The sequence below is a fragment of the Aeromonas sp. S41-2 genome, from assembly GCF_027705845.1.
In the GTDB taxonomy this organism is placed as follows: Bacteria; Pseudomonadota; Gammaproteobacteria; order Enterobacterales; family Aeromonadaceae; genus Aeromonas; species Aeromonas hydrophila.
Genome location: NZ_JAPDCG010000002.1, coordinates 153,178 through 175,530, shown reverse-complemented (window position 1 = coordinate 175,530; position 22,353 = coordinate 153,178). Strand labels below are relative to the sequence as shown.

General features: G+C 54.7%; 21 protein-coding genes and 1 pseudogene. 14 read left to right on the top strand and 8 right to left on the bottom strand.

The genetic code is table 11. From position 1 onward, the window contains the following. Positions 1-105: 105 nt before the first annotated feature. Positions 106-1,317, bottom strand: a complete 1,212-nt coding sequence (locus tag OKC44_RS05325; RefSeq protein WP_101613917.1) for a NupC/NupG family nucleoside CNT transporter — start codon at positions 1,315-1,317, stop codon at positions 106-108. A gap of 483 nt (positions 1,318-1,800) precedes the next feature. Here OKC44_RS05325 and OKC44_RS05320 point away from each other — a divergent pair, with 483 nt between their 5' ends. Next, entirely contained in the window at positions 1,801-2,955 is a 1,155-nt protein-coding gene (locus OKC44_RS05320; protein ID WP_211090001.1) for an ElyC/SanA/YdcF family protein, read from the top strand. A gap of 192 nt (positions 2,956-3,147) precedes the next feature. Here the strand turns inward: OKC44_RS05320 and cas5 are convergent, their stop codons facing one another. The 4 genes and pseudogenes from cas5 to OKC44_RS05300 all read right to left on the bottom strand — a co-directional run. Then, positions 3,148-3,414, bottom strand: coding sequence for a CRISPR-associated protein Cas5 (gene cas5 / locus OKC44_RS05315; protein WP_222850622.1), 267 nt, complete (start codon positions 3,412-3,414; stop codon positions 3,148-3,150). Between the two features lie 875 nt (positions 3,415-4,289). After that, complete coding sequence (locus OKC44_RS05310) at positions 4,290-5,789, bottom strand: histone-like nucleoid structuring protein (protein WP_239991373.1); 1,500 nt, start codon at positions 5,787-5,789, stop codon at positions 4,290-4,292. Between the two features lie 392 nt (positions 5,790-6,181). Then, positions 6,182-7,386, bottom strand: a protein-coding gene (locus OKC44_RS05305) for an IS3 family transposase (protein WP_086008128.1) whose coding sequence is annotated in 2 segments (ribosomal slippage) — positions 6,182-7,068 and positions 7,068-7,386 — 1,206 coding nt in all. Because the reading frame shifts where the segments join, the coding sequence is not laid out codon by codon here. A gap of 94 nt (positions 7,387-7,480) precedes the next feature. Then, a pseudogene (locus OKC44_RS05300) lies at positions 7,481-8,049 on the bottom strand (transposase); the annotation flags it as partial. Positions 8,050-8,290: 241 nt separating this feature from the next. Between OKC44_RS05300 and OKC44_RS05295 the strand changes: the two are divergent. Further along, complete coding sequence (locus tag OKC44_RS05295; RefSeq protein WP_101613914.1) at positions 8,291-8,494, top strand: helix-turn-helix transcriptional regulator; 204 nt, start codon at positions 8,291-8,293, stop codon at positions 8,492-8,494. A gap of 373 nt (positions 8,495-8,867) precedes the next feature. Next, entirely contained in the window at positions 8,868-9,848 is a 981-nt protein-coding gene (locus tag OKC44_RS05290) for a YagK/YfjJ domain-containing protein (protein ID WP_225319273.1), read from the top strand. 267 nt (positions 9,849-10,115) lie between these two features. Here OKC44_RS05290 and OKC44_RS05285 read toward each other — a convergent pair whose 3' ends face one another. Next, positions 10,116-10,925 (bottom strand): DUF2877 domain-containing protein, encoded by an 810-nt coding sequence (locus tag OKC44_RS05285; protein WP_016351398.1) that lies wholly within the window; start codon positions 10,923-10,925, stop codon positions 10,116-10,118. 252 nt (positions 10,926-11,177) lie between these two features. Here OKC44_RS05285 and OKC44_RS05280 point away from each other — a divergent pair, with 252 nt between their 5' ends. From OKC44_RS05280 to OKC44_RS05255, 6 genes are all read left to right on the top strand, one after another. Next, entirely contained in the window at positions 11,178-11,843 is a 666-nt protein-coding gene (locus tag OKC44_RS05280) for a cysteine hydrolase family protein (protein ID WP_101613913.1), read from the top strand. A gap of 94 nt (positions 11,844-11,937) precedes the next feature. Continuing rightward, a complete protein-coding gene (gene fdrA, locus OKC44_RS05275) occupies positions 11,938-13,485 on the top strand; it encodes an acyl-CoA synthetase FdrA (protein ID WP_103828451.1) in 1,548 nt (515 codons plus the stop codon). Between the two features lie 8 nt (positions 13,486-13,493). Next, positions 13,494-14,906 carry a DUF1116 domain-containing protein gene (locus tag OKC44_RS05270; RefSeq protein ID WP_270811425.1) on the top strand — a complete coding sequence of 471 codons (1,413 nt, stop codon included), beginning with the start codon at positions 13,494-13,496 and terminating at the stop codon, positions 14,904-14,906. 2 nt (positions 14,907-14,908) lie between these two features. Then, positions 14,909-15,865, top strand: coding sequence for a carbamate kinase (locus OKC44_RS05265; protein ID WP_113994569.1), 957 nt, complete (start codon positions 14,909-14,911; stop codon positions 15,863-15,865). A gap of 62 nt (positions 15,866-15,927) precedes the next feature. After that, entirely contained in the window at positions 15,928-16,323 is a 396-nt protein-coding gene (locus OKC44_RS05260) for an allophanate hydrolase-related protein (protein ID WP_103828454.1), read from the top strand. A gap of 15 nt (positions 16,324-16,338) precedes the next feature. Next, positions 16,339-17,583 carry a cytosine permease gene (locus OKC44_RS05255; RefSeq protein ID WP_113994568.1) on the top strand — a complete coding sequence of 415 codons (1,245 nt, stop codon included), beginning with the start codon at positions 16,339-16,341 and terminating at the stop codon, positions 17,581-17,583. Positions 17,584-17,639: 56 nt separating this feature from the next. Here the strand turns inward: OKC44_RS05255 and OKC44_RS05250 are convergent, their stop codons facing one another. Further along, positions 17,640-18,473, bottom strand: coding sequence for a LysR substrate-binding domain-containing protein (locus tag OKC44_RS05250; protein ID WP_270812119.1), 834 nt, complete (start codon positions 18,471-18,473; stop codon positions 17,640-17,642). A 426-nt stretch (positions 18,474-18,899) separates the two neighbouring features. Next, positions 18,900-19,244 (bottom strand): helix-turn-helix domain-containing protein, encoded by a 345-nt coding sequence (locus OKC44_RS05245; protein WP_016351406.1) that lies wholly within the window; start codon positions 19,242-19,244, stop codon positions 18,900-18,902. Positions 19,245-19,515: 271 nt separating this feature from the next. Between OKC44_RS05245 and OKC44_RS05240 the strand changes: the two genes are divergently transcribed. The 5 genes from OKC44_RS05240 (at position 19,516) to OKC44_RS05220 (ending at position 22,133) form a co-directional block, all read left to right on the top strand. Continuing rightward, complete coding sequence (locus OKC44_RS05240) at positions 19,516-19,881, top strand: hypothetical protein (protein ID WP_016351407.1); 366 nt, start codon at positions 19,516-19,518, stop codon at positions 19,879-19,881. Between the two features lie 17 nt (positions 19,882-19,898). After that, positions 19,899-20,585 carry a hypothetical protein gene (locus OKC44_RS05235; protein ID WP_016351408.1) on the top strand — a complete coding sequence of 229 codons (687 nt, stop codon included), beginning with the start codon at positions 19,899-19,901 and terminating at the stop codon, positions 20,583-20,585. Between the two features lie 84 nt (positions 20,586-20,669). Beyond that, the gene (locus tag OKC44_RS05230) at positions 20,670-21,233 is read left to right on the top strand and encodes a lecithin retinol acyltransferase family protein (RefSeq protein ID WP_103828456.1); all 564 of its coding nucleotides are present in this window, start codon (positions 20,670-20,672) and stop codon (positions 21,231-21,233) included. 35 nt (positions 21,234-21,268) lie between these two features. Continuing rightward, entirely contained in the window at positions 21,269-21,694 is a 426-nt protein-coding gene (locus OKC44_RS05225; protein ID WP_016351410.1) for a DUF2787 family protein, read from the top strand. A gap of 10 nt (positions 21,695-21,704) precedes the next feature. After that, positions 21,705-22,133, top strand: a complete 429-nt coding sequence (locus OKC44_RS05220) for a hypothetical protein (RefSeq protein ID WP_016351411.1) — start codon at positions 21,705-21,707, stop codon at positions 22,131-22,133. The last annotated feature ends 220 nt before the right edge of the window (positions 22,134-22,353 follow it).

The following is a 22,353-nucleotide window of genomic DNA, read 5'->3' as shown; positions in this document are numbered from 1 at the left end:
CCCTGTCGAGCCCACGCCGTGCCGAGGCGTCAATGGCTGGCGCCAGATGGACGACACCCCGCCGCGCCAGTGGTGAGACGGGGTGTACATGGGGGCAAGGGTCGCTTAGCCGAGGGAGGCGAACAGCCCCGCCAGGGTGGCGCTCATCAGGTTGGCCAGGGTTGCCGCCAGCACCGCCTTGAAGCCGAGGCTCGCCACGTCGTGGCGGCGCTCCGGCGCCATGGTGCCGATGGAACCAAGCTGCACCGCAATGGAGCCCAGGTTGGCAAAACCACAGAGGGCGAAGGTGATGATGATCTGGGTATGGGCGCTGAGATCCTGCTTGATGTTGGCAAAGTCCAGGTAGGCGACGAACTCGTTCATGATCACCTTCTGGCCGATCAAGGATCCTGCCGCCATCATCTCGCTGGCCGGCACGCCAATGAGCCAGGCCACCGGGGCAAACAGATAGCCCAGCAGCTGCTGCAGGGAGAGATTGGCCCAGCCGAACCACTCGCCCACCGTGGTGAGACCGGCGTTGATCATGGTGATGACGCTGACAAAGGCCAGCAGGATAGTGCCGATGGCCACCGCGATCTTCATGCCGCTCATGGCGCCGCCCGCCAGGGCGTCGATGGCGTTGCTGTAGTCGCTCTTGTCGAGGGTGATCTCGGCCTGCTCGCGCACCTGCTGCTGCTCCGGCACCAAGAGTTTCGCCATCAAGAGGCCACCCGGCGCCGCCATGAAGGAGGCGGCGATCAGGTATTTCAGATCCACACCCAGACCGGCGTAACCGCCCAGCACCGAGCCAGCCACCGAGGCCATGCCGCAGGTCATCACCGCAAACAGCTCGGAGCGGGTCATGCCGGCCAGGAAGGGGCGAATAAGCAACGGCGATTCCCCTTGCGAGAGGAAGATGTTGCCGGTGGCCACCAGGGATTCGGCGCGGCTGGTGCCGAGCAGGCGGTGAATGCCGCCCCCCAGCACCCGGATCACCCACTGCATGATGCCGAAGTGATAGAGCACGGCGATCAGCGCGCTGATGAAGATCACCAGCGGCAGTACCCGCACGGCGAAGATGAAGCCGTTGCTGGCCAGATCGCCAAACACGAAGCGGATGCCGCTGTCGGCAAAGCCGAGCAGGGCGGAGACGCCGTTGCTCATGGCGCCGAGCATGATTTGACCGGGGGGGAAGTAGAGCACCAGGGCGGCAAAGCCGGTTTGCAGGGCGAGGGCCCCGAGCACGGTCCGCCAGCGGATGGCACGGCGGTTTTCACTGGCCAGCCAGGCGATAAACATCAGGGCCAGCATACCGACCAGACTCAATAACAGCGTCATCTTGCACCTATGAAGAGAGAAGTTTCATACGGCAAGTCTGCAGACAGGCATCGCAGGGAGCGGGCGGGAGAGGTGCCGACCCCGCGACACGCAGACCACAAACCTACAGGTTAGTGGCGGGTCCCATCCTGGGGTCATTCACGTTCCGGGTGACGGCGAGTATCGGGTGACGCCAACCAGGACGCAGGGGGAACTGCGGCCGGGTGGCAGGTCGGGCGGCGATGGTACAGTGATCGCCGTCACAGAAAAAGCGGTAAAACGATTGGCCCAGCCAACTTTTTCACGGCAACGGTGAGCCTTACCCAAAATGCGGCAGGATTGCGCCGCAACTGAGCAAACCCACAGGGAAAGCACTCCTTACAACCTCCAGATGCGGCAGGCGCCGCCCCCTTCCCCGGATAACCGAAGCGGTTCACGTTTTTTCACGCCACGACGCGGTACACTGGCCAATCACCAAGCTTATGTTTTTATTGAAAAAGCCCCATGGTCCTGGAATGGCCTGGTGCCATCAACCTTCGGTGGAACGCCATCATGATGAAAAGAACCGCGATTGCCCTGACGCTGGCCGGCCTGCTGACACTGCCTGCCGTGCTCCCTTCCGCAGCCTGGGCTGCCCCGGTACGCTCCCTGCAAAAGGAGCAGAATTACGACCAGTACATCAGCAAGCGCCAGGTGGTGGATCAGCTGCTGGCGGACGCCTGGCAGATCTTCAAATCCCCCGCCCGCATTTCCACCGCCGGCTTCACCGCCAAGATGCCGAGCAACATGGAGCAGGTGACCGAGCTGCTGCTGCAGGCCTACCAGCTCGAGCCCTATCGCACCGACCTGCTCATCTCGGCGGCCAACGCCCAGATCTACAACGGCAACGTGGACAAGGCCATCGGCCTGTTCGAGCAGGCCCTCAGCACCGCGCCCGATGACATCGACCTGCTGAGCTACCTCGCCACCTGGCAGACCTTCAAGCACAACGAGGCCGCCGCCAAGGGGTATCAGAGCAAGCTGGCCAGCCTGAACCCGGGCCGGGCCGCCGATCTGCAGCGCATCTTCGATACGGTCGAGCGCGTCATCGCCACCCCGCTCAAGGAGCAGGGGGAGCGCTCACCCAAGCCGGGCAACCGGGCCATCGTCACCCTGGGTTATGCCCTCAATCCCGACGGCTCCATGCACGACATCCTGCTGGGCCGGCTGGAAACCACCCGAGCGCTGGCCAAGGCCAACCCGGCGGCCCTCATCATCCTGACCGGCGGCGTGCCCCAGAACCGTCAGACCGAGGGCAAGCTGATGGCCGACTGGCTGGTTAAAAAGGGGATCGATCGCTCCCGCATCATCGAGGAGAACTACGCCACCAGCACGGTGGAGAACGCCCTCTACAGCGGCTATGCCCTCGCCCGCCACCAGATCGAGTACGCCACCCTGGTGAGCTCCGCCAGCCATGTGCGCCGGGGCCAAACATTGCTTGAGATCGCCTGCTGGCAGAGTGGGCCGGCCGGGATCCGGATAGACAGCGTCAGCTATCCCGACAAGTCGCTCTCCGAGCTTGCCAAGGTGAGCGACAGCGAGCTGCTCGGCATCTACCGCGACGCCCTGCGCACCTATGGGCTCTGGAGCTACCGCTCTGCTCCCCTGCTGGAGCGCTGATCCCGGGTGGGCCGCTCTCGCCCGGCTCGTTGCCTCTGCGATCTTTTTGCATCACAAGGCGTTATTAATAGCGCTGTCCCAATTATTTGTTGAAAGGATAACCTTGAAGTAGGTCATCACCTTGAGGGTCTCCATCATGGATACCCAAGCCTTTCAACAGCTACTGTCCTTCTTCCCATTGCTCACTTCGCGTCAGCGTCGTCTCGCGCAACAAAGGCTCGCGGGGAGCCAGCTCCCCGTTCTGGTGACAACGGGCAAAGCTGTGGACCTGCATATCGAGAGCAGCAAAATGGGCGAGTAGGGATGTCTGGGGCCACCAATCCCCAGGGCAGGGCAGACCATCCCGAGGACCCAGGACTTGGTCGGGAAGTTCAGGGTCTCACGCCGTCCAAAGCGGGAATCGTGCCCCCAGCTTTGTAGCGGCCCCTCCAGCCATAGTAGCAGGTAGGGTTGATTCATGAGTTACTCCACATGACTTTGCAGCTTAGCGATCAGGTGATCCACACATCCTCCCCACTCCTAATCTCTCAGCTTGCCAAACAGGCTGCCGGTGAGAGCCTCTTTCTTGGTGAGGTAGTCTTCGAGTGTCAACAGCAGTCGGATTCTGACCCATCGGTGGATCACTTTCCCACTGCTGCTAACACTATGGGAGTGGGCTGAGAAGCTAGGTCCATATTGCTACTACGGAAGTTTGGCCAAGATTCTGTTGTCGTTCGGTGCAAGAACTCAAGAAGATCGGCTATCAGCTCCCGAAGAATGGAATCTAGCCGAAGGTACATAGACAGTACCTGCATCCAAATCAAAAACAGGTAATAAAATCGTGAGACCAATACCTGATTTTATTCGGCCGACGATAGACGCCTTGCTGAAAGCAGCTGCCGCACAGTCACCCTCATACTTGCTAGGAAGCTCAAGTGACCAGAGGCTGTCAGTCAGTGGGAAAGAGGGATTTGGAAACGGATCGGGCATACTACTCCCTTGGAGCGACGGAGCTTAGCTACCCGGCTAAATGAGGCTGGGATCGCCGCTCATGTTGTGGAGCAGATATTAGGTCATGCCTTACCCGGAGGCATGGCTCACTATGTTCATACAGTTCGGTTACCGGAACAAAAAATGGCGCTGGAGTTATGGGGATGAATTTTTAAACCATCAGAAAAAACGGCTGACAATATTGTGCATCTACAAGTTGGATAGGGTTTATTAAGTCTCTAGTTTTAGACTTTGCCTATGGAGGTTACACTGAGCGTAACCTCCATTTTTATTCATATCATACCCTCATGGAGTGTTTAAACCAGATGGCCAATTTATAGCGAATAGATCATCATCATATTGCGCTATATCTTCACTGGTGTTGATTTAATTATTTTCTGTAATGGGTTGTCAGTGCTTTTATTATTTCCACTTTTTCCAAATGAACGAAGATGTTTTTCATTAGGCTTGCGCACTATCGCATAAGCCAATATGTCCTGAATGAATAAGTCGTTTAAAGATTTAGCCAGCATGTCACGACCGCTTTTATTTTTAATTGGGAAGTTGTCTATTTCACCGCTATATTTAAAAACATCACCGTTGATTACATTGCTTCTCCACATGTTACCGATCTCTTCTACGATATCAAAGCTCTTCCCCCAGTCTGGTTTTAAAAATAAAAATAGATGAAGATAATACTTCCTTATTGAGCAATAATCGACTTTCCAAATATACCCATCTATATACTTCATAACTGGTTTTTTTGCTCCTCGCCTAAATATTGCATCTCTGCCATCAAATAGCTTTGTTAGCTTGTAATAGTATAAGGAGTTAGGGCTTTTATAGATTTCATAAATTTCTTTTTCATATTTTGAATCATATCCATCATCGAAAATGCAGTTAAATCCTAAACAGCACCTTATCACATGCGTAGAATCGCCATCGACCTTTCTATTTATGAAGTCAGTGATAGAGTTTATATTCTTTCTTACATTGTAAAGTCTTTTAGAAACCTCTTCTTTATAATGTGGAGAGTTATAGGTTGCATTGAATTTATTGATGAAAGCGGTCATCAGATCGATTGAGAAATACTCTTCAAAATCATCTCTATATGTGATGTCAATGCCATTCTCATTTACTATCTTTATGAATATAGATACTGCGGGATGCACATCAAAGTGTTCAAGATAATCCTGGTTATTGAGAATGTTATTTACGTTTGACCTCAACAAAATTCTTATTTTATTTTTTATTTCTACTTTCTGCTGAGCACTATACACAAGTGCTTTATTTAGATTAACCTCATCCTGAACGGTTAATTCTAATCGATTGTTGTTTTTAAATTGCCTCCCAATTTTAAATTGTTCATGGTAGCTATATTCCCTAACAGATGAAATAAATAACAATATATTATAAATATGTTCGAAGTTACTGTAATCTTCAGTTGCTATAATTTTTTGATAGTAAGTTACTTCGCTAGACTTATTATTTTCAATAAAATGACCGATAGGTGTGTCGTTCTCAATCTGCAATCCATTCTTACTAAGCCCTTCATGTCTAATTGCCAGATGTGGATTCTTTCTAGTTCGCTGTGCAGCGAGGAGCCATTCTTTATCACAGTCGTATATTGAATATGGCCTTTCTGTTGTTTTTATTTTACTATTTTTATCTTTATTATTGTCGGTTTTACTTCCTCGCAAAACACGTTTGATTTTAGTTGGTTGCTCCACTTTATTATCATCAGCGAACATATCATCATTTATTTTAATGTCTTCTTTTTTATGCTGTGTTGGGGGGGCGCGAAGCTCACTTTTGGCTTTTACACCAATATGATGATGTGGTCTGTATTTTTTATTTCTTGCCATATTTAACCTTCTTTATGGTGTGTTAATTCCAGCATAACCTTCAATTCTATAGATTTATGTAGCCACATCAACAAGGTTGCACTAAGGATGTGATGCAAGCATCACTTAACTTATATCATGGTTGCACTTAGTATATTTTGAGCTGCCCTTATCCAGGTGGAGGCTCTTCAGTTCTCTTTGCTGCGGATAGATGAATAGCATCTATCGGTATAGCCCTAACCTAGGGGCCTGCAATTTTGCATTACCTACAATCCATGTATCAGCTGCCTGGATTGGTCACTTTATGTAGCGTTATAGCAAGCAGTTTGGATAGGAATTACAGTTCACACTCTTCTAACTTCTAACTTCTAACTTCTGGATTTGACCCCATAGATCCAGACACTTTTTCCCGCTTAGGGTTGTGATACCCGACTGCGCAGAAATTCCCGTGGTGAACGGTATCCCAAGGCGCTGTGCGGGTGGTGCTCGTTATAATGCTCAAACGCAATAGCCAAATTGCCTACCGCTGTTCGGCTATCCGGTTTTGGCATCATCTCGATATAGTCTCGCTTCATCGTCTTCACGAAGCTCTCCGCTATACCGTTACTCTGTGGGCTTCTCACTGCTGTCGTTCTGGGCTCCAACCCGATTTCTCGTGCAAACGCGCGGGTCTCATGGGCGCGATACGCCGAGCCATTATCAGTCAGCCACTCCACCGGTGATGCCGGCAACGAATCCCCAAAGCGACGTTCGACAGACCTCAGCATGACATCTTGCACAGTGTCACTATCGTAACCCCCAGTACTGGCCGCCCAGTCCAACGCCTCCCTATCGCAGCAGTCCATGGCGAACGTGACTCGTAGTTTTTCACCGTTATCGCAGCGAAACTCGAAGCCATCTGAGCACCACCGTCGATTGCTCTCCTTGACGGCAACACACCCCTTATGTGCCTGCTGGGCCAATGGTGCAGCTGGTTTTCTTTCCAGCAGCAAGCCATGCTCGCGCATGACGCGATATACCCGCTTAGCGTTTACCACAGGTTGTTCTGTTGCCTCAGACTGACGCCGTAACAGCGCCCAGACCCGGCGATAGCCATAGGAGGGAAGCTCTGCCATCGCCTCCATGATACGGCCAAGTAAGGCTGCATCATCACGCTGGCGATGATGACGACCATCTTGCCAACCCGGTTTTCGATGAACACGAACGGATAGCTGCGCACGCGATACATTAAGAGCCTGGCTCACAGCACTTAATCGTCGTCCCCCGGCAACAAGGGCGCATGCGCAATCCATTTTTTTGCTCGACCATACTCCACGGCTTCTTTGAGGATCTCGTTCTCCATGGTCTTCTTCCCGAGCAGACGCTGAAGCTCTCGGATCTGCTTGATGGCAGCAGCCAACTCGGAAGCAGGAACAACATCCTCACCGGCGGTGATCGCCGTGAGAGACCCTTCTTGGAATTGCTTACGCCATTTGAAAAGCTGGTTTGCGTTGACGTCGTGCAAGCGAGCAACATGAGAGACGGTCATCCCGGGCTCAAAGGTCTGCTGCACGATGGCGATCTTTTCTTGTGGAGTCCGGCGTCGACGGCGCTCGGCCCCTGTTAACACTTCGACCATCTTCTCGTTGTGACTAGTACTGAACATAGCTCCAAGACTACCTCTTAAGTTAAGAGGGGCGAAGTGTCTGGATCTTCAAGGGGCCAATCTATGTTGCCTCAGACTGACGCCGTAACAGCGCCCAGACCCGGCGATAGCCATAGGAGGGAAGCTCTGCCATCGCCTCCATGATACGGCCAAGTAAGGCTGCATCATCACGCTGGCGATGATGACGACCATCTTGCCAACCCGGTTTTCGATGAACACGAACGGATAGCTGCGCACGCGATACATTAAGAGCCTGGCTCACAGCACTTAATCGTCGTCCCCCGGCAACAAGGGCGCATGCGCAATCCATTTTTTTGCTCGACCATACTCCACGGCTTCTTTGAGGATCTCGTTCTCCATGGTCTTCTTCCCGAGCAGACGCTGAAGCTCTCGGATCTGCTTGATGGCAGCAGCCAACTCGGAAGCAGGAACAACATCCTCACCGGCGGTGATCGCCGTGAGAGACCCTTCTTGGAATTGCTTACGCCATTTGAAAAGCTGGTTTGCGTTGACGTCGTGCAAGCGAGCAACATGAGAGACGGTCATCCCGGGCTCAAAGGTCTGCTGCACGATGGCGATCTTTTCTTGTGGAGTCCGGCGTCGACGGCGCTCGGCCCCTGTTAACACTTCGACCATCTTCTCGTTGTGACTAGTACTGAACATAGCTCCAAGACTACCTCTTAAGTTAAGAGGGGCGAAGTGTCTGGATCTTCAAGGGGCCAATCTAACTTCTAACTTCTAACTTCTAACTTCTAACTTCTAACTTCTAACTTCTAACTTCTAACTTCTAACTTCTAAAGAGAATGATGCGATACCCTGTTTTTTTTAACTGGCGCGCTCTTCTGATGAACAACTACCTCATCATCAGGAGTACATCATGAACAACCCCATCAAAGTCCTGCGCATCAAAGATCTCACCAACAAGATTGGCATGGTCAGGTCTACTATCTATGACTGGCTTAATCCCAAGCCTCCTCGTTATGACGAGACCTTCCCTAAACCTTTCAAGATAGGGCAGTCCTCTATTGGCTGGTTTGAGCACGATGTTGATAGCTGGCTTATTGGTAGAAGCCAGTCTTGAGTGCATTTTTTCATCCCTAGTGAGCTCCATAACTTCCAGCGTTATCAATCATGCCTTGATAGGCTAATTGGTTAGGGAAATAACCATTCCTTCTTATATATGTTTTTGGGTGTTTTCGTAGGTGGGATAGGCGCATCACGTTTAGGTTTATTTATTATTTAACATCACTACCATTCAATACTATTCCTACGCTATGTACAGTCACCCATATACAACCAATAACCATTACCACTATCGCATACCATTACACAACTCCCATATGGTGGTCATGCTACCACCAGCATAGGTAGCCAATACCACTCCACCAATCGCCGCTATATACACGAGTGTCTATCACACAGTGTAGGGTTACTCCTGCCTAAGCGAGGCCATCATGTTTAACTCAGTCAGACTATTAGATATCCTATCCATACCAGACCTGCTCCAAAATACAACGCCTCCTATTGTCATGGCTGTTGATTCAGCCCCAGGTAAGTCACGCATTACTTGCATTGACCGTAAGCTATCAACCCAACTCTTTAATACGTTGAATACTGTGTGTGATTATTTTTATTGTCATGAGGAGATATCGTCAGCGCATCCAACGGTAGCGCTATTCCTAACGCATATGCGAGAGGTGTTTGGGTTGCACCTCATCCATGAGCGATATCTCGATAGTGATGAAGGCAATGAATTAGCCAAGGATATCAATAACGCGCTGTATGCGTTTCTAAGAGAATGCAAGAGTAAGGCACACCGAAAGCGTCTCAAGAACCTTAAACGCGTTGAGAACCGCAATCAGCTCAGTATAGCGACGTATGTTAATAGCCTATTCGACCAGCATGCCAAGCTATTAATCATCCGATTGGATATCGGCTATCACGAAGACTACTACGACCAGTTAACGTTAGACCTCGTGACGAATGACCGGAATAGTTACCTTCGTCGAATACAGAATAAATATCCTGCATTGGTGGGGTATATCTGGAAACTTGAGTACGGTGTTGATAGATATTTTCATACCCACATTACGTTCATTTTTAATGGGGCAGTACACCAACGAGATATCTCGCTGGGTAGAACACTGGGGGAGCTGTGGGAGGTCATGACCGACAATGACGGGAGCTATTACAACTGCCAAGTCAGGCGGGAGGAATATCAACGATGGGGCACTGATGGCATTGGGATGGTCCACTACAGCGATACAACCAAGTGTCAAAACCTGATTAATGCGCTGAGTTATCTGACCAAGCTGGATACGCAAATACTGGCGATATTACCAGCCGGTCGTCGGACCTTCGGGCGTATGGAGAGACCATCGCCCCAACCTCGCCTTGGCAGGCCAAGGCGCTCCAGCTATGCACTTACATACTGAATTACCCTTGCTTGCACAGATATAGGGGGGGGAGCAGCATCGCTCGTTTACAGACGCGGTAATATACCGATTCCAACCGTTGCTGGCGGGAAACTTTAGTCTCTGACAATACAGTTGTCAGGTAGGAGACGCGATGGCGTATGTGAGCACGATAAGAAAGCCACATTCCCTTGATCTGCCAATAAGAAGAAAGCTCCGAGTGTAGCGGGCACTTTAGGCTGGTGAGGCCATTACAGGCTGTTCGATTTAGATTAAACCCACAGTTTTTCAACCGTTTGCCAGTGCAAATCTAATCCCACATAACATGTCGTGGCCTGACGAGTGTCCATAATCCGCAATGTTCTTAATGGCGCACATAACATCTTCTTTTCGGGCTGTCACCAGTTGCAGCAAACGCTCACCATAATGACCTGCTGTCCCCATTTTAAGCATCACAGAACTGATCTCCGTTGTGCGTGTTAGAAGGGGTAACAAAGCAGCGATAAGCTCATCCCTCCCTTGAAATGCAGTCCACTCCAGAGCAAATAGAATCCCAAGCAGAAAGTCATCGCCAGAGGGTGTCAGGCCATGCCCATAACCCAGCAAAGGGGTGAGAACAGGACCCAGCTCCACCTTGGTGCCACCCAACCAATTTTGCAGGGCTGTTAATGGAGGAAACAGATAGTCATGGTCTGCTCCATGCCATTGAGCCCAAAAACCACCTGCAGGAGGGGCTAATGACAAGAAGTGATCCAACGAAGGTAACAGGCATGGCATGCTCCCCTGACCCGAGGTTAGGCGGGTCGACTGCCACTGACAATCGACAAGCCGGATCTTACAGTGAGGCCCCACCAGTGTATTCTCGTGCCAAAGCCAGCGACTCCCGGGCTGCATGTCATCAGGTAACAATCCAGTCGCCAGCTCCATCCCTGCCGGGGGCAAAGCCACGCCATTTATCACCAAAGTCAACCATTCACCTTGGTCCGAGATAAAATTGCAGCTTCGCTGAAAACGAGAGTGAACGGTCAACACATCCTGCTTTGGCATCGCCAGGAGTCGCTGACAACCACGAATGACAGAGAGAGAACGCTGTGACAAAAGAGGCTCCTTGAACATGGATTGGCGAGGGGGATCACAGTTCTATGATCTGCTTCACTAACTGCTGAACAGACAGTCATGTGATACCGGTATGGTGCAATGCCAGCAATGACCGGACTCTTAGCCATTGTGCCACCAGCGTTAATTACCATCCTTCAAATCTTTTGTCGGTTGGGCTCAATTTCTTTCTGCGCACCCCCTCAACCCCCTCCATAGACTGGCCATGAATCATCCACCTCGTAGGAGAACACCATGAACAAGCGTATCAGTGCACAGCCCTTCGATTTCACCTTCGACCCGGCCACCACAGCCCTCATCGTGATCGACATGCAGCGTGATTTCGTCGAACCAAATGGATTTGGTCATGCCCTCGGTAACGATGTTTCCCTCGTGCGCCGGGCTATCGAGCCCTGCCGCAAAGTACTGGATGCGGCTCGAGCCAAAGGCATGTTGGTCATCCACACACGTGAAGGTCATCGTCCAGATCTGACCGACTGTCTGCCTGCCAAGCTGGTCCGTGGCGGCAAGCGTTTCATCGGGGAGCCAGGCGCCATGGGTCGCATCCTGGTGCAAGGTGAAGCGGGCCACGACATTATCCCCGAGCTCTACCCCATCGCTGGCGAACCGGTGATCGACAAGCCGGGCAAGGGGGCGTTTTACTCCACCGACCTGCACCTGATCTTGCAAGCCTGCGGCATTCGCTCCCTCATCATCTGCGGCGTCACCACCGAGGTCTGTGTGCAGACCACCGCCCGTGAAGCCAACGACCGTGGCTATGAGTTGGTGATCCCGGCAGATTGCTGCGCGTCCTACTTCCCCGAATTCCACAGGATCACCCTCGAGATGATCCAGGCCCAGGGCGCCATCGTCGGCTGGGTTAGCGACGCAGAACAACTGGTCGCAGCCCTAAAAGACTGACCCCCGGGGCCTATCGCCCCACCTTCTATTGACTGACAGAAGGCCCGTGACCGGGTCAGGGCCTTCTGCACCCGTTTACTACGGAAACGCTGACATGTTGCACTACAAAATCTATTCAAATCTCTACAAGGACTCTGTCTCGCTGATGCAGGTCTCCTCCCGTCTGAGTGGACTGGAGGGCGTGCGTCAGGCCTCCGTCGCCATGGCAACCGATGCCAACCTCGATCGGATGCGCGATGCAGGAATGGCGATCACTGTTGCGGCCAAACCCAGCGATCTGCTGATCGCCCTGCTGGCCGATGAGGCCGTTGGCGAACAGGCGCTGGCACTGGCCGACGAACTGCTGCGCCCTGCACCGGTTGACGACACCCCTGGAGCTGTCGGCCAGCGGCCTGCCACCGCTCTGGCCATGGGCAAGGAGCGTGACAACGACGCCAACCTCGCCCTCATCTCGGTACCCGGTCGTTACGCTGCCGCCGAAGCACTCAAGGCACTGCACCTTGGCATGAACGTCATGCTGTTTTCCGACAACGTGCCCGAAGCACAAGAGCTCGCCATCAAGGCGTTCGCCGCGCAGCGCGACTTGCTAGTGATGGGTCCCGACTGCGGCACCGCCATCGTTAATGGCATGCCGCTGGGGTTTGCCAATGTGGTACGCCGCGGCACCATTGGCCTGGTAGCGGCATCCGGTACAGGCCTGCAAGAAGTGAGCTGCCGTATTCATCATCTGGGCGAAGGTGTCTCCCAAGCACTCGGCACCGGCGGGCGCGATCTGCATGAGGAGATCGGTGGCCTGAGCATGCAGCAAGCGCTCCGGATGCTGGCCGCCGATCCCGGCACCCGCCTTATCGTCCTGATCTCCAAGCCGCCCTCAGAAGCCGTGAGCCAACAGGTGCTGACCCAGGCCCGTGAGTGCGGCAAGCCGGTTGTGGTGCATTTCCTTGGCGCCGACTGTGCCGCATTGGCAGCACAAGGCGTCCTCCCCGCTACCAGCCTGCAACATGCAGCTGATATGGCCGTTGCCATTCTGCGCAATGAACCTCTGCCCTCCTCCACCAACCTTGATGACGCGGCACTGGATCAGGTGCAAAGCACACTCGGCGCCATGGCACCAGGGCAGCGGGATATTCGCGGCATCTTTGCCGGCGGCACCTTCTGCTACGAAGCACAGCTTGCCCTCATTGCTGCCGGTCTCGAGTGCGAATCCAACGCACCAGTTAAAGGCGCAAGCACGCTGCAAGACCCCGCCCGTGGTTATGGCCACAGCTTGGTGGACATGGGTGATGACGAATTCACTCAAGGCCGTCCTCACCCCATGATCGACCCAACCCTGCGCAACGCACGTCTGTTGCAAGAGGCCGCCGATCCCACTACCGCCATCTTGCTCTTTGATGTGGTACTGGGCTATGGCGCGAACCTCGATCCCACTGGCGAACTACTTGCCACGCTGGTGCATGCGCGCCAAAAGGCTGGGCAGGCAGGCCGCCAGCTCATCACCATCGCCCACGTCTGCGGCACCGAACTCGATCCCCAACCGCGCCAGCAGCAGATCGATCGCCTGCACGATGCGGGGGTGCTGATCGCCCAAAGCAACATGCAAGCCGCCCAGCTTGCCGCCCGACTGGCCCTGCAACTGAAGTGAGAACCAAGATGAGCATTCAATCCGCCAACTCCCTGTTTCAACAACCACTCCGGGTTTTGGGGCTGGGCCTGCAGAGCTTTTCTGACAACCTGACCAACGCCGGTGGTCAGATATTGCATCTGGCCTGGCAGCCGGTCGCAGAAGGGGATGATGCCGCCAACTGGACGCTGGCCACCCTACTGGAAGATCCGCGTATTCAGGCTGCCAACGAGCAGGCTATGCAACGCTACCTAGAAGCCCAACCCACCCTGGTCGGTGTGAGTGTCGCCAGCCGCGAAATATCAGCCCTGAATGGCAAACGCCGCATCCTGCACGCTGGCCCTCCCATCGATTGGAGCGAGATGTGCGGCCCGATGCAGGGCGCCATCGCAGGTGCCATTGTGTTCGAAGGCTGGGCCAAGGATGTCGACAGCGCCATGGCTATGGCCGCTCGGGGCGATATCGCACTCGAGCCCTGCCAGCACTATCAGGCTGTCGGCCCCATGTCCGGCATCATCAGTCCTTCTATGCCCGTCTGGGTGGTAGAAAATCGTGCCCACGGCAACCGTGCGTTTTGCAACTTCAACGAAGGGCTCGGCAAGGTCCTGCGTTTTGGCTCCAACAGTGATGAGGTGCTGAAACGCCTGCGCTGGGTGGGGGACGTACTGGCCCCGACCCTGGCCGCAGCACTCGAGCAATACGGCAAAATTGAACTCAAGCCTCTTATTGCCCAAGCCTTGCATATGGGTGACGAGTGCCATAACCGTAATGCGGCAGCCAGCGGCCTGCTGTTTAAGCGGCTTGCTCCAACCCTCGCCAGACTTGAGCGTGGACCCGAGGTGCTGGAGTTCATCGCAGCCAACGATCACTTCTTCCTCAACCTCTCGATGGCCGCCTGCAAGGTGATGCTCGATGCGGCGCACGGGGTGCCTCACAGCACCATGGTGACCGTGATGGCCCGTAACGGCGTCAACTTCGGCATCCGCCTCTCCGGCACTGGCGATCGCTGGTTCCAGGCTCCGGCCAACCCAGTAAATGGCCTATTCTTCCCTGGCTACGGCGTCGATGATGCGGCCGCCGACCTTGGCGATTCCGCCATTACCGAAACGGCAGGGATTGGCGGGTTCGCCATGGCCGCTTCACCTGCCATCGTCAAGTTTGTTGGCGGCACCCCAGCTGATGCCATCGGTCACAGCATGGCGATGCAGCAAATCACGCTGACCCAGCATCCAGCCTTTACCCTGCCTGCACTCAACTTTGCCGGTTCAGCAACCTGTATCGATGCCCGCAAGGTCGTAGATCGCATCATCCTGCCTGTCATCAACACCGGCATCGCTCACAAGCAAGCTGGCGTTGGCCAGATTGGCGCGGGGATCACTACTGCCCCGCTCTCCTGCTTTGTCAGCGCTCTCTCGGCCATCGCTGGCAGTCTGGAGGAATAAGCATGCAGAAGAAGAAACTTGCGGTTGTTGCTGTTGGCGGCAATGCCCTGATCCGAAGCAATGACGAAGTGTCACTCGATCAGCAATACGATGCGGTAGTCGAAACAGCGCGCCATGTAGCGGACCTGATTGCTGCGGGCTGGCAGGTGGTGTTGACCCACGGCAATGGGCCACAGGTGGGCTTTATTTTGCGCCGAAGCGAGCTGGCCAGTGCGCAAGTGCCGACCGTGCCGCTCGAGTACGCCGTTGGCGATACCCAGGGCGCTATTGGCTTTATGTTCCAAAACGCCCTCGGTAACGAGTTGCGGCGCAGTGGGCTGGCACACACCAAGGTCATCGCACTGGTCACCCAGACCCTGATTGATCGCTGCGACCCGGCCTTTACTCATCCCGACAAACCCATTGGTGCACACATGAGTCAGCCGATCGCCGAGCAGCTAGCCGCAGAGCAGGGGTGGCAGATTGCCGAAGATGCCGGGCGCGGCTGGCGACGAGTGGTCGCCTCACCAGCACCACTTGGCATCGTTGAGACACCCACCATACGAGCCCTACTCGAGCAGGATGCGCTTGTCATTGCCTGTGGCGGTGGCGGCATTCCTGTGGTGAGGGAAAAAGACGGTTCCCTGCAGGCCGCCCAAGCGGTCATCGACAAGGACCGCGCCTCTGCCCTGCTCGCTATCGAGCTGCAAGCCGACATGCTGTTAATCCCGACCGGTGTCGAACAGGTTGCCATCCATTTCGGAACACCAGAACAACGTTGGCTCGAGACCCTGAACCTTGCAGAGGCAACTCAACTGCTAGCCGACGGCCACTTCGGTGCCGGTAGCATGGGCCCCAAAGTAGAAGCCATGTTGAGCTACCTCAAAGGATGTCCTGATGGGGTGGGTCTTATCACTAATCCGCCTTCCATGGGCAAGGCAGTGCTTGGCCAGGCTGGCACCCGTTTTCTTGGTCACTGACGACAAAAGAGGCTACGGCCCCACCACAAGATACACAGCACCACACTATTTAAGGAGTACTCATGTCTGACAACAAGGTTCTGCTCGCAGTCAACGGCACGCTGATGCGCGGCCTGGAACTGAATCCCAACATGCTGGCCGTCGACGCCGAGTTTGTCGCCGAGTCATCCACCACCGCGGATTACCGCTGCTGGAGCATCGGCGATCGCCACCCCGGCATGCTCCGCTTCCCTGGTGAAGGTGCCGAGATTGCACTGGAGCTTTGGGCTGTGCCGCCCGCAGGACTTGGCAACATCCTGCAAAAAGAGCCGGCTGGTCTCTCGATTGGCAAAGTCACCCTCAAGGACGGTCAGGAAGTGCTGGGCGTGCTGGCCGAGCCTTGGCTAGTTGAGGGCGAACGGGAGATCACTGAAACAGGCGGCTGGCGCAATTACACAGGTCACCACCACATCAACTAAGCAAGGGAGAGCATCATGCGCAAAACCGAAACAAGCCCGGGAACTGCATCCGGCCTGCATATCACCATGATCCTGCTGGGTATCGCCATGACCCCAGTCCTGCTCTCATCATCCAGCTTGGGTAACCAGTTGCTGGAGGGGCAGCTGATCAGCGTCGTTGCATTGGGGGGTGCTATCCTGGCCATCCTCTCTGCCATCACCATCAGCGTAGGAGAAAAGGCCCGACTACCAACCTATGGCATAGTCAAATTCTCTTTTGGCAATAAGGGCGCCATTGCCATCAACATTTTGATGGCAATCAGTCTGTTTGGCTGGATCTCGGTCACAGCCAACATGTTTGGTCACACGGTACAGGATCTGCTCGCACAGCAAGGCGTATCTGTCCCGGCGCCCCTGTTGGTGACAATTGGATGTGTGATATTCACCATATCGACTGCTTTCGGTTTTGCCGTGCTTGGCAAAGTGGCCCAGCTGGCCGTGCCAGTGATTGCTCTGATGCTCTGTTATATCCTGAGCGTAGTTCTCGATACCCCGCCCGCGCCTGTCACCGAAACCTTGAACGGAATGGAGACTGGCGTCGCGGTGTCCAGTGTGGTCGGTACCATTATCGTCCTCGTGGCAACCTTGCCCGATTTTGGCAGCTTCGTGCATAACCGAAAGCATGCCCTTATCACCGCAGCGCTCACCTTTATGGTCGCTTACCCACTTCTGTTCTGGGCCGGGGCCACCCCGAGCAACATCACGGGGCAAGGCTCCCTATTGGGAGCAATGGCACCGCTCGGCGCAGCGCTACCCGCGGCTCTGCTGCTGGTCTTTGCCTGCGTGACCGGTAATGCCGGCAATATGTTTCAGGGTACACTGGTGGTCTCGACCCTGCTTGAACGCATCCCCAAGTGGCAGATCACCATCGCACTGGGTGTGCTGGCGACCCTAGTTGGCAGCATGGACATTATGAGCTGGTTTATCCCCTTCCTGCTCTTCTTGGGTATCGCAACGCCGCCGGTGGCCGGCATCTACATCGCCGACTTCCTGCGCTATCGCAGCCAAGGGTATGACGAGCGCCTGCTGGCCCAAGAGCCGGCGATCAAATGGATCACCTTTGTAGTCTGGATCCTCGGCTCGCTAGTCGGCTTTTTGACCGCCAACAGCGTCATCACACTGACCATGATCCCGTCGCTGGACTCCATACTGGTCGCCAGTCTGGGTTACCTGGCCCTGAGCCGCCGTCCGGCCCTCATGGTCAGCAAGCGGACAAGCTGAGTTCCGCATATAGTCAAAAGGCCGCATCTGCGGCCTTTTTTATGAACAGATCGGCACTAGCCAAGTGGCCCAAGCAAGCCTTGCAGCAAGGCCGGATCGCGTAATTGCTGTAACCACCAGCTAAAACAGGGGCGCGTGTGCTGACGCTGCCAGGCCAGGAACAGAGGCGTGGATTGCTTCGGAGATTCCACCGTCATCACCTGCAGGCGACCATCATCAATCAACGGCTGGCCAAAATGACGCGGCACAAAACCAATACCGACCCCCTCAGTCTGAAGCGAGAGTTTGCTGTGAAAATCGGGTACCTGTAGCGCTTTCTGGCCGCGCAGCAACCAAGCTTCTTTGGGCTTGAGCTGCACAGAGGTATCTCGAATGCAAATCGCCGGGTAACGGCGCAGGGCGCGTTCAGTAATAGGCTGGGGTAACTTGGCTACCGGATGGTTCGGGCTTACGGCAAAGACCCATTCCACCATTCCCATCGGTTCTGCACCTATTTCGCTGTTGGCAATCACCTGATTGGGTGCACCGACAGCAATATCGGCACGTTTCCCCAACAGGGCATCCCACACCCCATCGTGAACATCAATGGCCAGCTGAATTTCAGTTTGGGGGAAAAGCTGCTCGCATTCATGTAGCAAATGGGTAAGCGGCGCCAACGAGAGGATGTTGTTAAAAGAGAGGCGTATCGAGGGTTCAACCCCCATGGCAATCAGGCGAGTTGAGTCCTCCAGACTGTTAAGCTCTCCTAAGATCAACTCACCACGCTTGATGAAGTGGTAGCCAGCCTCAGTAAGCACCAACTGCTTTCCCTGACGTTCGAACAGACTGACACCGAGAGAGTCTTCAAGTTTGTGCAGGGTGTAACTGAGCGCGCTCGGTACCTTGTGCAGTTCTTAGGAGGCGGCGGCAAAGCTGCCACAGCGGGCAATGACAATAACAACTTTGATCGCGTCGGCAGTGATTACCATGAAGTACAGCTCCTTTTTGGGGATGCATTGTAACATCTCCCTCACTTCGCAACGGGACAATGAATACTGGGGGGGATTCAAAATACTTGATTAACCGTGTTGCCACTTGCCTTCTTGAGCGGTACCAACGCAATTAATCATTGGCTTCATCACGGCTATAGTTCCAACTGCCGCATTAATAGACCTGATTAGTCTGCTATCAGTGCGATTGAAAAGTAACTCAGATAGATATCATCAGGAGACACCAAGCAAAGATCGCCGTAAGTCCGCTTGGGAGCACCATTGCGGCCTCCCAAGTTATCGGTCCTGGTATCCCATCGGTCTGTCATCGATGCGCACTGTGAGTCATTAAGGCGCCAGTCGCGCCACCAGCTTATCAACCACCTCCAGCACCAGCGCTCTGTCAGCTGTATCGAGTTTGGCCAACTGTTGGCTGAGCACAATGCCTTGTTCGGTAGGGCGGTTGCTGGTCTCACGCAGGAAGTCTGCGAGCTCACAGCCAAACAGCTGAGCCAGCTCAGCGAGCCGCACGACGGTCGGCACCACGAGACCTCGCTCCATCCGGGAGACGGCTTCCATACCTATCTTTAAGTGCTCTGCCACTTGCTCCTGAGTCAGTCCTGCCAGCTGGCGTTGGCGTCCAATCGCTTTGCCCACGCTCTTGGCCAGCTCTTCAGAGTTGATGCTTGTCATAAGTCCTCCAGTCAACCCTGATAGTTGACTATGGACTTTCATTGACATTAAGGACCCTTTGCGATGAGGATCACCCTATTAGATCTAATTCACTGGAATAGTCACCCCAACATCGAAAGGAGTTCAACACGACCTAACCTCAATCTATCCCCTTGGTGGCATTTGGCTATCAGCCCTCACCACCATTAACCCATTACGTTTACACCCATTAGCCCGACAGGCTCGCCTCGTCGGTCAGGCATCCGTTTGCCATTTTTATTAAGGAGAGATCATGAATCGCACACTGTTTTATCCCTTACTGCTGGCTTGTGGCCTATCACTGAGCGCTTGCGATACAGCATCCGCTAATAGCCCAGAATTCAGTCTGGAAGTGGAATACACCGCTATCGGGCGACCTCAGATAGTCGTCACCTCGCTCAACGATCAAGTCACTATTCAGAAGGTGCTGATTAATGGCGGCAAGAGTAAATGCCGGGTGATGCTGCGCAATGACATCGGTGGTCAGCTTGGGGGGACCCATTTCCCGTTCAAGCTCAATTACACCGAAAGCTGGCGGCTGGTCATGACCGAGCCGTGCCGATTGAGAGAGGTCACCCTTTTCACCAATCTGGGCAATGCCTCTTACACCATTGAATAAGTCGTCTGGAGAGTGACATGACAGAAAACATCAAACTGGCCCTGTGGTGCACATGGTTATCGCTGTTTGCCTTACCGGCCTGGGCTGCGCCCCAGTTCACTGTGCCAACGGTCACTAAACGGGTACCGGCCAACGTTGATGGTACCCTCAATTTCGCCAGCATGCAGTTTTGGATAGAGACCTCGAAAGGGGAACGAATCATGCTGATGCCGCTGGATGAAGATGAGCCAAGGCTCATACCCAGGGTCAGCCAGCCGGTTTCACTGAACGGTTTTATGCTGACCTATTCAGATGGCAGTCGTTACTTCGAGCCCTCCTTTGCACCTGCGTCAGTTGCATCAAGTACCACGTCATTTACCATCGTGAAAAATGACGAGGACAGTATCGTCATCCGGTATGGGGATGACGTGCTGCTGCGCACCGATGAATATGACGCCATCAAGCTCACGCACCGATTGCCGCTGGCCAACGGGCAGGCGGTCTTGTTTGAGCTACACAGTGGCGGAGTGGCATGCCCGGTGCTCTATCAGTTGGCTGTCGCCCAGACGGGTGTGTTGACCATGCTTTCACAGCCCTTTGGTACCTGTAGTGATGAAGGCAAGCTGACCCCCGCCCCCAACGGTTTCACCCTCGACCTGCCCGGCAATCCTCGTCAGCGCTGGGTATGGGATACCAACAGCTTGACGCTGCGCAAGCAGTCCTGACCACCAGCCTCCACACATTCACCACCATCAGGGCACCCGAAGGTGCCCTCTGTTTTATGCCGCATTTTATTTAAGGAACTGTTCATGTCATTACCACAACCGGGGGACCACCTCGTTTCACTCCGCACAGGTTACCAGCACCACGGTCTCTATCTAGGGGGCCATCAGGTCATCCACTACCAGGGGGTCAGTGCCGGTATACATTCCGGTCAGATAGCTATCACCACGCTTGCCGAGTTTAGCCAAGGGCGGGGCTATCGCATCCAGCACCATAGCGCACGAGCCTTCAACCGGGAGGAGAGTATCGACCGTGCTTACTCCCGCCTAGGAGAGGCACACTACAGCACACTCTTTAACAACTGCGAGCACTTTGTGCTTTGGTGCATCGAGGGCTTTCACTACAGCAAGCAGATAAACCAACTCATTGCCACGGGGTGTATCGCACATCAGGCACTTCGCACTGTGGCTCGGCAGCCTACCCTTACGGCCCTGCCTGGCATGGCCACCAACACGGTACTGACCCCGTCAGCAACTACCGCTGTGACCGCTGCAGTAGGTACGTTGCTGGGAAGCTCAGCCACCTCGCTGGCGGCCCCCTTGGCAGCCACCTACGGCCTCTACCGCGTCTGGCGCTGGCTCAGGGATTAACGGTTCTCACATTCGATACGAAAGGACACACCATGATGACCATGCCATTTCACCTGGCAGGGATGGCCCTGCCGATTTCTCCCGAACTGTCTGACTTGCTGCGCAGCGTCGTGCGGGAACAACGGCTCGACCTCACCCACCTCTCGACACTGACTTTTAACTTTCGCAGCCCCGGCTACAGTGCCGAAACAGGTGGCATCCATCCGTTAGAGCTGCGACTGATCCGGGGGTTGCACGGCTGGGTCTTCGATTACATCACTGACTTCAGTTATCAGAGGCTGGGCCAGGATGCCGAGCTCTGCAAGGAACTCGACTTCAACTTCTCTTGCGACAAGCACTATCTGCAGGGCTGGGGACCACTGCCCGGCGTGGAAGCACGGGAACTGTTTACCCTGTGGCAGCGCAATTTCATTAGCTACGCCCAGTTGGGGTATTTCACCGTCACGGTCAGCGGAGATTAGGAGGTGTGTAATGACTAACAAACTGCCGCTCTCCTACTACTCATGCCAGTGGCTAGGGCTGGTCGCCGCCAAAGCCAAGCTGCAACCAACTCGCCAAGGCGAGCGCTGGTTGCTGCACCTCACCCCTGGTAGTCCAAATGCCCGCACCGTCACACTGCATCTGTGCTGGTCTGGCGTGCAGTGGCAACTGTTATCCCTCACCAATGCCGAGGACTGGCACACCATGAGCCAGCCTATAGATGAAATCTGTGTGGACCCTCAGCGTCGCTGTTTCTGGCGCTGTCAGGCAGGTCCAGTCCCGCTCTCTGACCAGCCCCGTGTATTGGGGAGCTTTTTGAGCAACCTGCAGCGCACCTGCATTCATCACGGTTATCGCGTGGAGAGTGACCCCTTACCCCAAGAGGAGGCGCACGATGCCCAAACAACCGATAGCCGTTGAGCTGGAAGATGGCGAGACGCAGGTGGTGCGTGACAGTGGCCTAACCGTACAAGGCACCTGCGTGCAGTGGAAACCAGCGGGCTGGCCTTGGCCACCTGGGTCGCTGACTACGACGCCATCGGTACCGCCTACCAACTGGCGGAACGGCTGAGCGTTGCGCTCGCAGCCCCCTCACCGTGCAGGTCCCCGGCATCGCTGATACCGATGAAGCAGGAACCCA